Source organism: Peribacillus simplex (genome assembly GCF_900156045.1).
Taxonomy (GTDB): domain Bacteria; phylum Bacillota; class Bacilli; order Bacillales; family DSM-1321; genus Peribacillus; species Peribacillus simplex_D.
In genome coordinates this window covers 593,595-607,089 of the sequence record NZ_FTMX01000003.1, presented here as the reverse complement: position 1 = coordinate 607,089, position 13,495 = coordinate 593,595, and the positions used below count along the sequence as shown (strand labels likewise).

At 39.3% G+C, this 13,495-nt stretch carries 12 protein-coding genes and 1 rRNA gene; 4 read left to right on the top strand and 9 right to left on the bottom strand.

Features of this window, described 5'->3' with window-relative positions:
* The 9 genes from BW986_RS14305 to dnaA form a co-directional block, all read right to left on the bottom strand.
* Positions 1–68 (bottom strand): 16S ribosomal RNA (locus BW986_RS14305); the annotation flags it as partial.
* A gap of 313 nt (positions 69–381) precedes the next feature.
* The gene (locus tag BW986_RS14300; protein WP_076368516.1) at positions 382–669 is read right to left on the bottom strand and encodes a hypothetical protein; all 288 of its coding nucleotides are present in this window, start codon (positions 667–669) and stop codon (positions 382–384) included.
* A 303-nt stretch (positions 670–972) separates the two neighbouring features.
* Positions 973–3,519, bottom strand: coding sequence for a DNA gyrase subunit A (gene gyrA / locus BW986_RS14295; RefSeq protein WP_076368515.1), 2,547 nt, complete (start codon positions 3,517–3,519; stop codon positions 973–975).
* A gap of 96 nt (positions 3,520–3,615) precedes the next feature.
* On the bottom strand, positions 3,616–5,541 hold the full coding sequence (gene gyrB / locus BW986_RS14290) for a DNA topoisomerase (ATP-hydrolyzing) subunit B (protein WP_076368557.1): 1,926 nt from the start codon (positions 5,539–5,541) through the stop codon (positions 3,616–3,618).
* 75 nt (positions 5,542–5,616) lie between these two features.
* Complete coding sequence (gene remB, locus BW986_RS14285; RefSeq protein WP_076368514.1) at positions 5,617–5,880, bottom strand: extracellular matrix regulator RemB; 264 nt, start codon at positions 5,878–5,880, stop codon at positions 5,617–5,619.
* A 12-nt stretch (positions 5,881–5,892) separates the two neighbouring features.
* Positions 5,893–7,011, bottom strand: a complete 1,119-nt coding sequence (gene recF / locus BW986_RS14280; protein ID WP_034316194.1) for a DNA replication/repair protein RecF — start codon at positions 7,009–7,011, stop codon at positions 5,893–5,895.
* A 21-nt stretch (positions 7,012–7,032) separates the two neighbouring features.
* Complete coding sequence (yaaA, locus tag BW986_RS14275) at positions 7,033–7,245, bottom strand: S4 domain-containing protein YaaA (protein WP_034316192.1); 213 nt, start codon at positions 7,243–7,245, stop codon at positions 7,033–7,035.
* A 220-nt stretch (positions 7,246–7,465) separates the two neighbouring features.
* The gene (gene dnaN / locus BW986_RS14270; RefSeq protein WP_063234315.1) at positions 7,466–8,602 is read right to left on the bottom strand and encodes a DNA polymerase III subunit beta; all 1,137 of its coding nucleotides are present in this window, start codon (positions 8,600–8,602) and stop codon (positions 7,466–7,468) included.
* A 193-nt stretch (positions 8,603–8,795) separates the two neighbouring features.
* Positions 8,796–10,145, bottom strand: a complete 1,350-nt coding sequence (gene dnaA / locus BW986_RS14265; RefSeq protein ID WP_076368513.1) for a chromosomal replication initiator protein DnaA — start codon at positions 10,143–10,145, stop codon at positions 8,796–8,798.
* Positions 10,146–11,077: 932 nt separating this feature from the next.
* Between dnaA and rpmH the strand changes: the two genes are divergently transcribed.
* From rpmH to jag, 4 genes are all read left to right on the top strand, one after another.
* Positions 11,078–11,212: a 50S ribosomal protein L34 gene (rpmH, locus tag BW986_RS14260; protein WP_034316183.1), complete on the top strand. Its 135-nt coding sequence runs from the start codon at positions 11,078–11,080 to the stop codon at positions 11,210–11,212.
* Between the two features lie 80 nt (positions 11,213–11,292).
* Positions 11,293–11,649, top strand: a complete 357-nt coding sequence (gene rnpA, locus BW986_RS14255; protein ID WP_076368512.1) for a ribonuclease P protein component — start codon at positions 11,293–11,295, stop codon at positions 11,647–11,649.
* A 173-nt stretch (positions 11,650–11,822) separates the two neighbouring features.
* A complete protein-coding gene (spoIIIJ, locus tag BW986_RS14250; RefSeq protein WP_076368511.1) occupies positions 11,823–12,611 on the top strand; it encodes a YidC family membrane integrase SpoIIIJ in 789 nt (262 codons plus the stop codon).
* Positions 12,608–13,228 (top strand): RNA-binding cell elongation regulator Jag/EloR, encoded by a 621-nt coding sequence (gene jag / locus BW986_RS14245; RefSeq protein WP_076368510.1) that lies wholly within the window; start codon positions 12,608–12,610, stop codon positions 13,226–13,228. The genes spoIIIJ and jag overlap by 4 nt, the downstream gene beginning before the upstream one ends.
* Positions 13,229–13,495: the final 267 nt, after the last annotated feature.

Genomic DNA, 13,495 nt, shown 5'->3' with positions numbered 1-13,495 from the left:
CGCTCGACTTGCATGTATTAGGCACGCCGCCAGCGTTCGTCCTGAGCCAGGATCAAACTCTCCGAAGAAATGTTTGACTTGCTCATTTGCTTTTTTGATAGTGTGTGCTCACTTAAAATTTAACGTTGGCGCTTTGTTTTGTTCAGTTTTCAAAGAGCAATTTGTGTCGTTCGGTTGGAAACGACTTTAATAATATATCAACTATATTATATTTTGTCAACAACTTTATTCTTTCGCTGTCGACTTAGTTATTATATCTAGTATCAGGAATAAAAGCAATAGTTATTTTAAAATAAATAATATAGATTTCAAATACTATGGCTGCATTCCTGATTAAGCTGAAAAAGGTTACCTTTTAAGAGTAAACTTTTTCTTTAAACACTATAGTATTTCTTCTATATATAATTCCCGATCAATCCCTAAATTGATGATTTGCTCACTATCCATCATCTTTATGACCGGTCTTGTTTCAGAGCCGGCATCAATAAAAATGATTTCAGCAATGAATCCATTGTTCAGTTTGACCCTGCTTCCTATGAAAAAATTAGCGAAGCTCGATAACAAGGTTTTAACTACCCCAATATCAAATTTACCAAAGTCATCATGTAAGATCATTTCCAATACCTTAAAAGGTGACTGTTTCTTTCTATAAGCCCTCTCGGAAGTCATGGCGTGAAATACATCTGCAAGACTGGATGCAGCCTTCGATTAAATAGCGAGTTTTCATTAGCAAAACGTTTCACCTCGGTAATATTGGTGAGTATCATTCTACTTGAAAAACATGGTAGGAACTATCTTTTTTGTAATTAAATACCTAAATAAATTCAATTTATTAGCATTTTTTATTTTAAATATCCTAAATATGATAAGTCTTTTTACTTAAATTCAAACACTCTTGAAATCAGTTTGAATTTTTTCTTAAGCACAAAAAAAGACCCAGCTCAATTGCCTGGGTCTTTTTTTGTGGAAAGATCATTCTTCCGTATCTTTTTCAGTTTCTTCATTTTTTTCAATTTCAATAGGTTCAGAATCAGAATCTGGAGTCGTGACCGTTTCTATATTCATGTCTTTTTCCTCTTCTTCTTCTCTTCCTACGATGGCTACCGTCGAAACATACTCATTATCAGCGGATTCGAGTCGGATGAGCTTAACACCCTGTGTATTACGGCCCGTTTTAGAAATGCCTTCGACTTCCATTCGGATCAATACACCAGCTGCTGTAATCAGCATCAAATCTTCATCTACACCCGTAACTGTTTTCACGGCTATTAGTTCACCATTTTTCTCAGTGACATTACATGTTTTTATTCCTTTGCCTCCACGGCTTTGAATACGGTATTCTTCCGCAGAGGTCCGTTTTCCATAGCCGTTTTTCGTAACGATGAGGACTTCTTCATCATCTTCAAGAATTTCCATTCCGACAACTTCATCATTCGTCCCTAAGGAAATTCCTTTAACTCCCGCTGCAGTACGTCCCATTGTCCGTACATCCGTCTCAGGGAAACGAATCATCATCCCGGACTTCGTTCCAATTATGATCTGTTTCTCTCCATTCGTAAGACGGACAGAAATCAATTCATCATCTTCACGTAAACCTAGGGCAATTAAACCATTATTACGGATATTTGCAAAAGAAGACAAAGGTGTACGCTTTGATACCCCATGTCTGGTCGTGAAGAATAAATACCAATCGTCAGCAAATTCCTTCACAGGTATGATTGCGTTGACCCACTCGCCTTTATCGACTTCCAACAAGTTGATAAGCGGCAATCCTTTTGCCGTTCTACCATATTCAGGTATTTCATATCCTTTGGAACGATAGACTTTACCTTTGTTGGTGAAGAATAAAAGAGTGTCATGAGTCGATGTGGTTAACAAGTGACCGACAAAGTCATCTGTATTCGTTCCCATACCCTGTATTCCGCGCCCTCCGCGTTTTTGACTGCGGTATGTGGTTGCAGGCAAGCGTTTAATATAACCGTTATGCGTAAGTGTCACGATTATATTTTCCTCTGGGATTAAATCTTCATCTTCCAGGCTTTCAAAGCCGGCTAATGTGATTTCAGTTCTCCGTTTATCATCAAATCGTTCTTTAATTTCAAGAAGCTCTTCACGAATAATTTCAAGAACCTTTTCCTCATCAGCAAGAATCGCTTTATATTCTGCAATTATAGCCATTAATGCCTGATATTCATCTTCAATTTTTTCACGTTCCAGACCTGTCAAACGCTGTAAACGCATATCCAGGATAGCTTGCGCCTGTTTTTCAGAAAGTGAGAATTGTGTCATTAAGCCTTCACGGGCAATTTCTGTCGTTTGGGAACTGCGGATCAACGTAATGACTGCATCCAAATTATCAAGTGCAATGCGCAACCCTTCTAAAATATGGGCGCGGGCTTCCGCTTTCCGTAATTCAAATTCAGTCCTGCGCCGTATGACTACCTGCTGATGCTCTAAGTAGTAGTGCAGGCATTGTTTTAAATTCAATACTTTAGGCTGTCCGTCCACCAAAGCAAGCAGATTGATTCCGAAGGTAGTCTGCATCGCGGTATGCTTATACAGGTTGTTTAAAAGGACATTCGCATTAACATCCTTTCGAAGCTCCATGACAATACGCATGCCATTGCGATCCGATTCATCCCGTAAGTCGGTAATGCCTTCGATTTTCTTATCTCGAGCAAGTTCGGCAATTTTTTCAATCAATCTTGCTTTATTCACTTGATAAGGGATTTCCTTAACAAGGATTACCTGTTTACCATTGGATTTCTCTTCAATCTCGACTTTCGCACGTTGAATGATTGACCCTTTTCCGGTTTCATAGGCCTTTCTGATTCCACTTCTCCCTAAAATCAAACCGGCTGTCGGAAAGTCCGGACCAGGGATATATTCCATCAACTCAGGAATTGTAATTTCAGGATTCTTGCTTAAAGCCAATACGCCGTCAATTACCTCGCCTAATTGATGTGGTGGAATATTGGTTGCCATCCCTACCGCTATACCAGATGATCCATTCACTAACAAGTTCGGAAAACGGGCTGGCATAACGGCTGGTTCTCTTTCTGAACCATCATAGTTATCTTGGAAATTAACCGTATCTTTATTTAAATCGCGAAGCAATTCCATCGAAATCTTTGACATTCTTGCTTCTGTGTACCTCATTGCGGCAGCTTGGTCTCCATCGACTGAACCGAAATTCCCATGACCATCGACAAGCATATAGCGATAGTTAAAAGGCTGCGCCATCCGTACCATCGTTTCATATACGGCTGAATCACCATGCGGGTGATATTTACCGATTACTTCCCCGACAATACGGGCAGATTTTTTAAATGGTTTATCCGAAGTCATTCCAAGATCATTCATTGCATAAAGAATTCTTCGGTGTACCGGTTTTAAACCGTCCCTTACATCAGGCAAAGCCCGAGACACGATAACACTCATCGCATAATCCAAAAACGATGTCCGCATCTCGGTACTTATATTTATTTCTTTTACACCTGATCTTTCATTTTCTGACATGGAGCCAACCTCCTATAAAAAGCTTATCTCTCATTTAGTTTTAGCTGTTCGTTCACTATGTAAAGAACAGGATGTAAAAAGCATCCTGTCAAAAAATCAGATATCGAGATTTTTTACATAAATTGCATTTTCTTCAATGAAGTTACGTCGCGGTTCTACCTTATCGCCCATCAACATCTCGAAAGTTTCATCTGCCTCGGCAGCATCTTTCAAACTGACTTGAAGCAGCGTTCTCGTTTCAGGGTTCATGGTCGTTTCCCACAATTGCTCCGGATTCATTTCCCCCAGCCCTTTATAACGCTGCAGGTTAGGCTTAGGAGTACTTGGCAAACTCGCCATGATTTCCTCAAGCTGGCGGTCATTATAAGCATAATCCACTTTTTTCCCTTGCTGGATCTTGAAAAGCGGCGGCTGAGCAATATATATATATCCATACTCGATAATTTTTCGCATATACCGGTAGAAGAATGTCAACATCAGTGTTCTGATATGGGCACCATCTACATCCGCATCGGTCATGATGACAATTTTATGGTATCTGGCTTTTTCAATATTGAATTCATCACCAATCCCTGTTCCGAGTGCTGTGATGATCGTACCTATTTCTTCATTATGCAGGATTCTGTCCAATCGCGCCTTTTCAACATTCAGGATTTTACCCCTTAGCGGCAAAATGGCTTGGAAATGGCGGTCCCGTCCTTGTTTTGCCGAGCCTCCCGCCGAGTTTCCTTCAACGATGTACAATTCACTGATACCTGGGTCCTTAGAAGAACAATCTGCCAATTTACCCGGTAGATTGGATACTTCCAAAGCACTTTTCCTCCGGGTCAATTCACGTGCTTTCTTCGCTGCCAAACGGGCTCTCGCCGCCATTTGCCCTTTATCTACAATTTTCCGGGCCACTGCAGGATTTTCATATAAGAAAGCATCTAGCCTTTCTGAAAGAATGGAATCAGTAACTGTTCTTACTTCAGAGTTTCCGAGTTTGGTTTTCGTCTGACCTTCAAATTGTGGATCAGGATGCTTAATCGAAATGATTGCCGTTAACCCTTCACGGACATCCTCACCAGAGAAATTGGAATCCGCTTCTTTTAAGAGACTATTTTTCCGTGCATAATCATTGATGACACGGGTTAAAGCAGTCTTGAATCCTGATTCATGCGTACCGCCTTCATAGGTATGAATATTATTGGCAAAAGAAAAGACATTACTGATATAGCTGTCATTATATTGGAGAGCCAATTCAACAGAAATTCCATCTTTCTCGCCTTCCATAAAAATCGGTTCCTCATGCAATACCTCTTTAGTACGGTTCAAATGCTCAACATAAGATTTGATGCCGCCCTCATAGTGGAAATCCCTGATTTTCTCTTCTTCCCCACGTTTATCTTCAATGACCAGCTTCAAGCCTTTATTCAGGAATGCAAGCTCACGGATTCGTGTGGCTAATGTATCGAAATCATATTCCAAGGTTTCAGTGAAGATTTCACCATCCGGAACGAAGTGTACAGTCGTGCCGGTATGATCGGTTTCCCCGATAATTTTCAAATCTTCTTTAGGGATACCGCGGTTAAATTGCTGATAATGGATTTTACCTTCACGATGAACATAAACTTCCAATACCGTGGATAAGGCATTAACTACTGAAGCCCCAACACCATGCAGTCCACCGGAAACCTTGTAGCCCCCGCCGCCAAATTTACCGCCCGCATGAAGGACCGTCATGATCACTTCAACTGCTGGCCGTCCCATTTTTTCATGGATACCGACTGGAATTCCCCGACCATTATCGACTACGGTTATGCTATTGTCTTCTTCGATTGTCACTTTGATTTCCGTACAGAAACCTGCTAGTGCCTCATCAATACTATTATCGACAATTTCCCAAACAAGATGGTGAAGTCCTTTTGCAGAGGTAGAGCCGATATACATCCCCGGACGTTTACGAACTGCTTCTAAGCCTTCTAAAACCTGTATCTGATTCTCATCGTATGCCTGAGCTTGTACTTCTTTTTGTTCCATTGTCATTCGTATCACCTACACTTTTCTTTTGGCATTTATCAATTTTTAGGAGTAATTAAAACGTTTAACTACAATTCAAAGAATATCTATATCATCGATTAAGAGCGATGACTGCAGTGAACGCTTTTTCAAAGTGGACGACGCAAGGGGTGAATAATATACCTGTTTGTCCGTCACTACAATCGATTTAACCGAGTTTTTTTCTAAATGGTAAGTTACATCAGACTTTTTCTCCAAAAATTCACTCATGATTGGAGAGGCCTGAAGCAGCTTCTTATCTAAAATGGCTATGACATCATCCGTTTTCACAAGAATGTCTTCACCAATATGGAGATACATACATTCACCTCATCATTTAACCTTTTTTATACTTCCTTGACTCACATAAAAGGTGGACGCTTCTCTTAGGGTTTGATGATCGATTCCATCAACGGAGGGTGTCGTCACAAATGTCTGCACTTTCCCTTGTATCGTATTCAGTAAATGGGATTGACGGAAATCGTCAAGTTCCGATAACACATCATCCAATAATAAAATGGGATACTCGCCGATTTCTTCATGGATCAGCTCAATTTCGGCAAGCTTCAAAGACAGGGCAGTCGTACGCTGTTGTCCTTGTGAACCATATGTCTGGACATCACGGTCATTCACAAAAAAAACCAGGTCGTCACGATGAGGACCTACCAATGTTACACCCCGTTCAATTTCCCTTGTTTTTATTTTATCAAATTTTTCTGTGTATACTTCTATCATTTTCGTCAAATCCATAGATTCTGATACATCAAGCGACGGTTTATATTGGATTTTCAATACTTCTAGATTTCTGGAGATCCCCGAATGAATCGGCTCTGCCCATTGCTGGAGCTTTAAAAGAAACTCGTATCTTCTTTCGACAATTTTCGCTGCATACTGAATAAATTGATCAGTCAGCACATCAAGCATCGTCGTATCCGTTTGTTTCCGGGTCTGCAGAAGCTTTAAGTAATGATTTCTTTGTTGAAGTATTTTATGATATTGGCTCATATCATGAAGGTATACGGGAGAAACCTGGCCAATTTCCATATCTATAAAACGGCGTCTGACTAGAGGACTTCCCTTTACAAGGTTAAGATCCTCAGGCGCAAACATAACCACATTCATATTTCCGACATATTGACTCAACTTTCTTTGTTCAATATGGTTGCACTTCGCCTTTTTCCCTTTTTTTGAAATGGTCAGCTCAAGTGGTATTGAGGTATTTCTCTTTCTAACTCTTCCTTCTATTTTAGCATACTCTTCATCCCAGCGAATAAGTTCTTTATCATTCGAGGTCCGATGGGATTTTGCCATTGCTAAAACAAAAATGGATTCCATGACATTTGTTTTTCCTTGAGCATTTTCGCCGAGGATTACATTGACTTTATTCTCAAAAGCCAGATTCAATTCGGTATAGTTGCGGTAATTTTTCAAACTTATATTTTCAATATACATATTCCGCTCTTCCCTTATGTTTTAGCTTGTAATTGTGTAGGTGCCAAATCCAGGAATCTCTATTTTATCACCTGATCTTAATTTTCTGCCCCTTCGCACGTCTAATTCGCCATTAATGTAAACCTCATATTCACTTAAGAACCATTTCGCCATTCCGCCGCTTTGGATCAAATCGGCCAATTTCAGGAATTGTCCTAGCGTAATATATTCAGTATTGATTTTTATGGAGTCCATTTCATGCCTCACTCATTTCTAAGTAGTCTTTAATATTTCATTTTACTAAATTAATCCCATTAAGACAAAGTATAGCTTTTTCAGTTCTCGTTTTTAGCGATTCAGCGTTCCGTACAGCATTAAAAAAACGCTAATAACCCTTTGGAAACCTATATTTAAATATAAAAAAATTAAAGACCTGCTATACAAGCCTTTAATTTTTTTGAAATATTATTTTAGCTTAATAAGTCCTTACCGGAAGAATTAATTGCAACATGGAATCATCATGTAGCGGGCGAATGACAAACGGACGCATTGCACCTGTGAAATTAATTTTTATATCGGAACCTTCCAATGCTTTTAGAGCATCCATTACAAATTTGGCACTGAATGAGATTTTCAGGTCTTCACCTTCAATGGCTTCTGCCTGAACCTCTTCAATTACTTTACCAATTTCAGGAGTGTTGGAAGAGACCTCGATTATACGGCCTTCCAGGGTTGTCAATTTGACGACATTATTTCTTCCTTCCCTCGCCAATAAAGAAGCCCGGTCGATCGCTTGAAGAAAATCTTTAGTATGAACAGTCACATCCGTTTTGCTATCAGATGGAATCAAGCGTGATGTATCGGGATAATTCCCTTCAAGAAGTCTTGAAAAGAATAATAAATTTTCAGCTTTGAAAAGTACTTGGTTTTCGGTAATGACGATTTCAATGAGTTCGTTTGTATCATCAAGGATTTTACTTAACTCACTCAGACTTTTACCTGGAATTACAACGCTATAGGTACCGGTAATTTTATTTTCTATTTTGGCTGTTCTCATTGCAAGCCTATGACTATCTGTTGCAATACAGGTCAATTCGTCATCTTGAACCTTCAAGTTTACACCTGTTAAGATGGGGCGTGTTTCTGACGTGGACACTGCAAAGCCAGTTTGGCGGATAAGGGTCTTTAAAAGGTCCGTTGGAAGTTTGAAAATATTTTCTTCTTCAATGATCGGAAGATGTGGATATTCCTCAGGATCCAGTCCATTTAGATTAAATTCAGCTTTACCAGAGCGAATGATCGTTTGAAAGTTATTCTCCACTTCAATTTCTACAGTATCCATCGGCAGCTTCTTGACAATTTCACTGAAAAAACGGGCATTCAGGACAATACCACCGCTACTTTTAACTTCAACAATCTCATCTCCGTCAACCTCAGCCGGAATGAATGATTGGATGGAGATATCGGAATCACTTCCTGTTAGAGTGACACCCTCGCTAGTGACGCTTATTTTTATCCCCGTTAGAATCGGAATCGTCGTCCTTGATGTGACTGCTTTCATTACTTCTTGGACACTATGAACTAATCGATCTCTTTGGATTATAAATCTCATGTTTCATCCTCCAATTTTTTTATTGCCGAATAGGCATATTTATTAATAATTTTTATTAAAAAAGATAGTAGTAATAGTAGTAGGGCCTGTTGATATGTGGATAAGTCCACTCAACCTAAGGAAAAACAGTCTATCCACATGTGGACAGACTGTGTGTAAGTGGTAGTCAGTTATTCACATTATCCAGAATCTATTATACCCTCAGCTGGTCCTGGATTTCTTTAACCTGACGTTGAAGCTGGGTGTCCGTTTGCATGAGTTTGGAGATTTTTTCATGCGCATGGATAACGGTCGTATGATCGCGACCTCCAAATTCATCACCTATCTTGGGAAGGGATGAGTCCGTTAATTCCCTGGAAAGATACATGGCAATCTGTCTTGGAAAGGCTACGGATTTTGTCCGTTTTTTCGCCTTGAAATCTTCAAGTTTAACACTATAATGCTCACCGACCGTCTTCTGGATTTCCAAGATGGTGATTATTTTAGGTTTGGAGCTAGGAATGATGTCTTTTAATGCTTCAGCTGCCAAATCGGCATTTATATCTTTATTAATCAATGAAGAATAGGCGACGACACGAATGAGTGCACCCTCCAGCTCACGAATATTGGAATCGATTTGGTTGGCAATATAGAGCATGACTTCATTTGGGATATCAAGGCCCTCAGCTTTTGCCTTTTTACGTAAAATGGCAATCCGCGTTTCTAGATCAGGAGGTGTGATATCCGTGATCAAGCCCCACTCAAACCTTGAACGGAGGCGATCCTCGAGTGTAGGTATCTCTTTTGGCGGGCGGTCACTCGAGATGACAATCTGTTTGCTTTCTTCATGCAACGCATTGAATGTATGGAAAAACTCTTCTTGAGTTTGTTCTTTTCCCGCAAGAAATTGAATATCATCAATTAATAAAACATCGACGCTTCGGTATCTATCACGGAATTCCCCAGCTTTATTGTCCCGGATCGAGTTGATGAATTCATTCGTGAACTTTTCAGACGATAAATAAACGACCTTTGCATTCGGATTATGCTCAAGAACATAATGCCCGATTGCATGCATTAAATGAGTTTTTCCAAGACCTACGCCCCCGTAAATGAATAAGGGATTATAGGCTTTGGCCGGAGCTTCTGCGACAGCGAGAGACGCGGCATGGGCAAAACGATTGCCGGAGCCGATGACAAATGTATCGAAGGTATTTTTCGCATTCAGCATATGCTGTGGAAATGCAGCATGCTCTTTGTCCTGTTTTTTTATCTTTTTAGGCTGAACAGGAACGGTAAAGTCATCATCTTCTTGATTGGGGGGAATGATGAATCTTGCTTCCAATTCCTCACCGGTAAGTTCAAACAATACATCGGAAATAAGATGGGAATAGCGTTCTTCAAGCCAATCCCTGGCAAATTCATTGGGAGCGGTGACTGTTAAGGTATCACCTTGCAGTAAATAAGCCTTGGTTGATTTAAGCCAAGTTTCAAAGCTTGGTTTACTGATTTTCTTTTCGATTTTTCCGAGCGCCTGGTTCCAGAGGCTATCGATGTTATCCAAACTTATCCCTCCTTTGCAAAAAATTTTTAATAATTGTATCTAAAATGTATAGGCACAAATAAACTCATCGATTGCCGTCTTTATATTAATTTTGACAGCAAAGGTTCGGTGAGCTGTATAAGGGATTTTGTGTTGTTTAATGTCAAGTGCCTAAAAACTATATCTTGCGCTGTACAACCTTTGTACAGACTACATCTGGTGAGCCGGTGCAGATTTGAATGTTTATTCATCAACAGGTATTTTAAGAATTATATAATAAAGAAGAAAAAAGGGTTTTCGACAATATCCACCATCTGTGGACAGATTAATATACACAGGTCGAATAAACTATCCACAAGTTATGCACAGTCTGTGGATAAACGTTCCCTGTTGATAAAGTTATTCAGAGTGAAAACACAAATATAATATCAGAAATTCAGGCGTCTTGCAATGGGTTAGAAAACTTTATCCACAACTTACCGAGCTTGTGGGAAAAACTTTTCCACAGGCCATTGTTATGTGCAAAAGTCTATAAAATGGTTTGTGGATAGAAAAAAACATGTCGAATTTTATCCACAGACCATGATTATAGGCTCGAATTAATTTAACCTGAACCAAGTTGTTCAAGCCTGAAGGCCTGCATGAGACAGATCGAAAGTGATTCAGGTTCATTCTTATTATTTGTCGAATCTTATGTCGATCAAGGGACGTTTCATTGCGAATCTCATATTTGTGCTCAGGGATAAATGATGGAAATTTCCCTTTCCCCAAAAATTTCTATATCAGTTCGGAGCAAAATCATTTACAATAGGCTAGGTAGTAAAAAAAGGCCTACTGGACATTGAGCATTAAAATTGAAATATTTTTATGGATGAGGTTGACAAGTAGAAACCTCCATCTATATAATTGTAAAGACTGTCTTTAACTGTTATTCCTCAGGGAGGTGTCATATAATGAAAAGAACTTATCAACCGAATAACCGCAAACATAGTAAAGTTCACGGTTTCCGTGCACGTATGAGCACGAAAAACGGACGTAGAGTAATCGCTGCACGTCGCCGTAAGGGCAGAAAAGTATTATCTGCATAGACCACTGAAAAGTCTCAGTGGTCTTTTTTCGCAAAATAAGGGATTTACTGAGACTCAATTCATGTAATGAAGGTGTAAAAATGAAAAAAAAGTTAAGGATTAAGAAAGAGGATGAATTTCAGCTTGTGTTTAAAAAAGGTGAATCTTCTGCTAATCGGCAATTCGTTGTCTATGTCCTTGAAAAGCCGGGTCAGGATTATTTTCGGATCGGCCTTTCAGTCAGTAAAAAAATCGGGAACGCCGTTGTTAGGAACCAAATCAAAAGATACATACGGCAAGCGTTTTTGGAATTGAAAGAAGATATAGAAGAGGGTAAGGATTATATTGTGATTGCTCGAAAACCAGCGGCGGAGATGGACTTTTTCCAGGTGAAAAGCAGCTTGATCCATGTCCTGAAACGTTCTAAATCATTAAACTTTAAAAAGAAAAAACAATAAAGTCCCCTTATATCGAATAAGCACTCCTCGAATCATGTGGTTACTTGAGAAAGATGACATAGAAATTTCTGATTGTAAACTGGAAAAAGTGGATTACTTTTCCTTGAAATCTTCTAATAAACAGTTCACAATTGTTTCAAAAAAGATTGATTGCAGTTAGGAGGAAATTACGGTTGAAAAAACGAATATTACTCATTATTGGACTAGCCTCGATAATGATGTTGTTAGCAGGGTGTACGGAAATTAAAGAACCTATTACTGCGGAGAGTGAAGGTTTTTGGAATTCATACATTGTCTATCCATTATCAGCCCTGATCATTTGGCTTTCTGAAGCATTTGGCGAGAACTATGGTTTGGGAATCATCGGTGTTACACTTATCATTCGCTTAGCATTACTTCCATTAATGATCAAACAGGTGAAAAGCTCGAAAGCCATGCAGGCCATTCAGCCTGAAATGAAGGAACTTCAAGCCAAATACAGCTCAAAAGATGCTGCCACACAACAAAAACTACAGCAAGAAACAATGGCTCTATTTTCAAAATATAATGTGAATCCATTGGCGGGATGTTTGCCGATATTGGTGCAAATGCCGATTTTGATCGGATTTTACCATGCAATCAGCCGTACGGAAGAAATTGCTTTACATAGTTTTCTTTGGTTTGATTTAGGTTCCCCGGATCCTTATTATATTTTACCGGTCGTTGCAGGTATCACGACTTTTATTCAGCAAAAAATGTCCATGGCTGGAATGAACTCCAATCCACAAATGGCGGCACAAATGACGATGATGCTTTACATCATGCCAATCATGATTGTTGTTTTTGCTATTAATTTCCCCGCTGCTCTTTCTCTTTACTGGGTAGTTGGTAACCTTTTTGGTATCGTTCAAACATATTTCATCAAAGGTCCGGATCTTAGAAAAGCAGCTGCGGAAAACGCGGGAGGGGCAAAGAAAAAGTGAAAAAGGTAACTGCTACAGGACAATCTGTCGAAGAAGCAGTAAATTTAGCTTTAGCTCAACTGAACAGCACTAAAGATCGCGTGGAAATTGAAATAGAAGATGAGGGCAAAAAAGGATTTTTTGGTTTATTTGGTGCAAGGAAGGCCATTGTCCATGTGACATTGCCTGCAGATCCCATTGAAGAGACACTTGGGTTTTTGAAGAATGTCAGCTTGGAAATGGGAGTCGATGCACAAATTGATGTCACCCGTAAAGGGAAGAACGTAACATTCCATTTATCAGGTGATAAAATTGCATTATTGATTGGAAAAAGGGGTCAAACACTAAATTCACTTCAGTATTTAGCGCAGCTTGTTGCAAATCGGTATTCGAAGCAGTTTTTGAATATTACTGTAGATGCAGAAGATTATCGGAATCGCCGCAATGACACTTTAATCCAGTTGGCTGAAAGAATGGCAAATAAAGCCATGAAAACAGGTAAAGCTGTTTCACTCGAGCCGATGCCATCCTATGAACGTAAGGTCATCCATAATGCCCTCTTCGATTATCCAAAAATAAAAACAACTTCAAGTGGGACTGAGCCATATCGCCACTTGGTCATTACTCCAGTTAAATGAACCTTCTGCTTTTAAGCAGGGGTTCTTTTTTTAGGCCATGAAACCGTTGTGTGTCGAATTTTTTTTTCAAAGTAACAATTCAACAATAACTGACAAATTTCTTTTTATATTCTCTTGATTTGTAAAGGGAAGGGAAGAAAGGAACGTGGGCGACATTTGTTATTCACATGTGGATAAGTTAGAATAGATGTTACAGAATATGGATTAATTGCATGTGGATAACTCTTATAGGGGAGGAGTATCTACTTTTTTTCATGAATATACTGT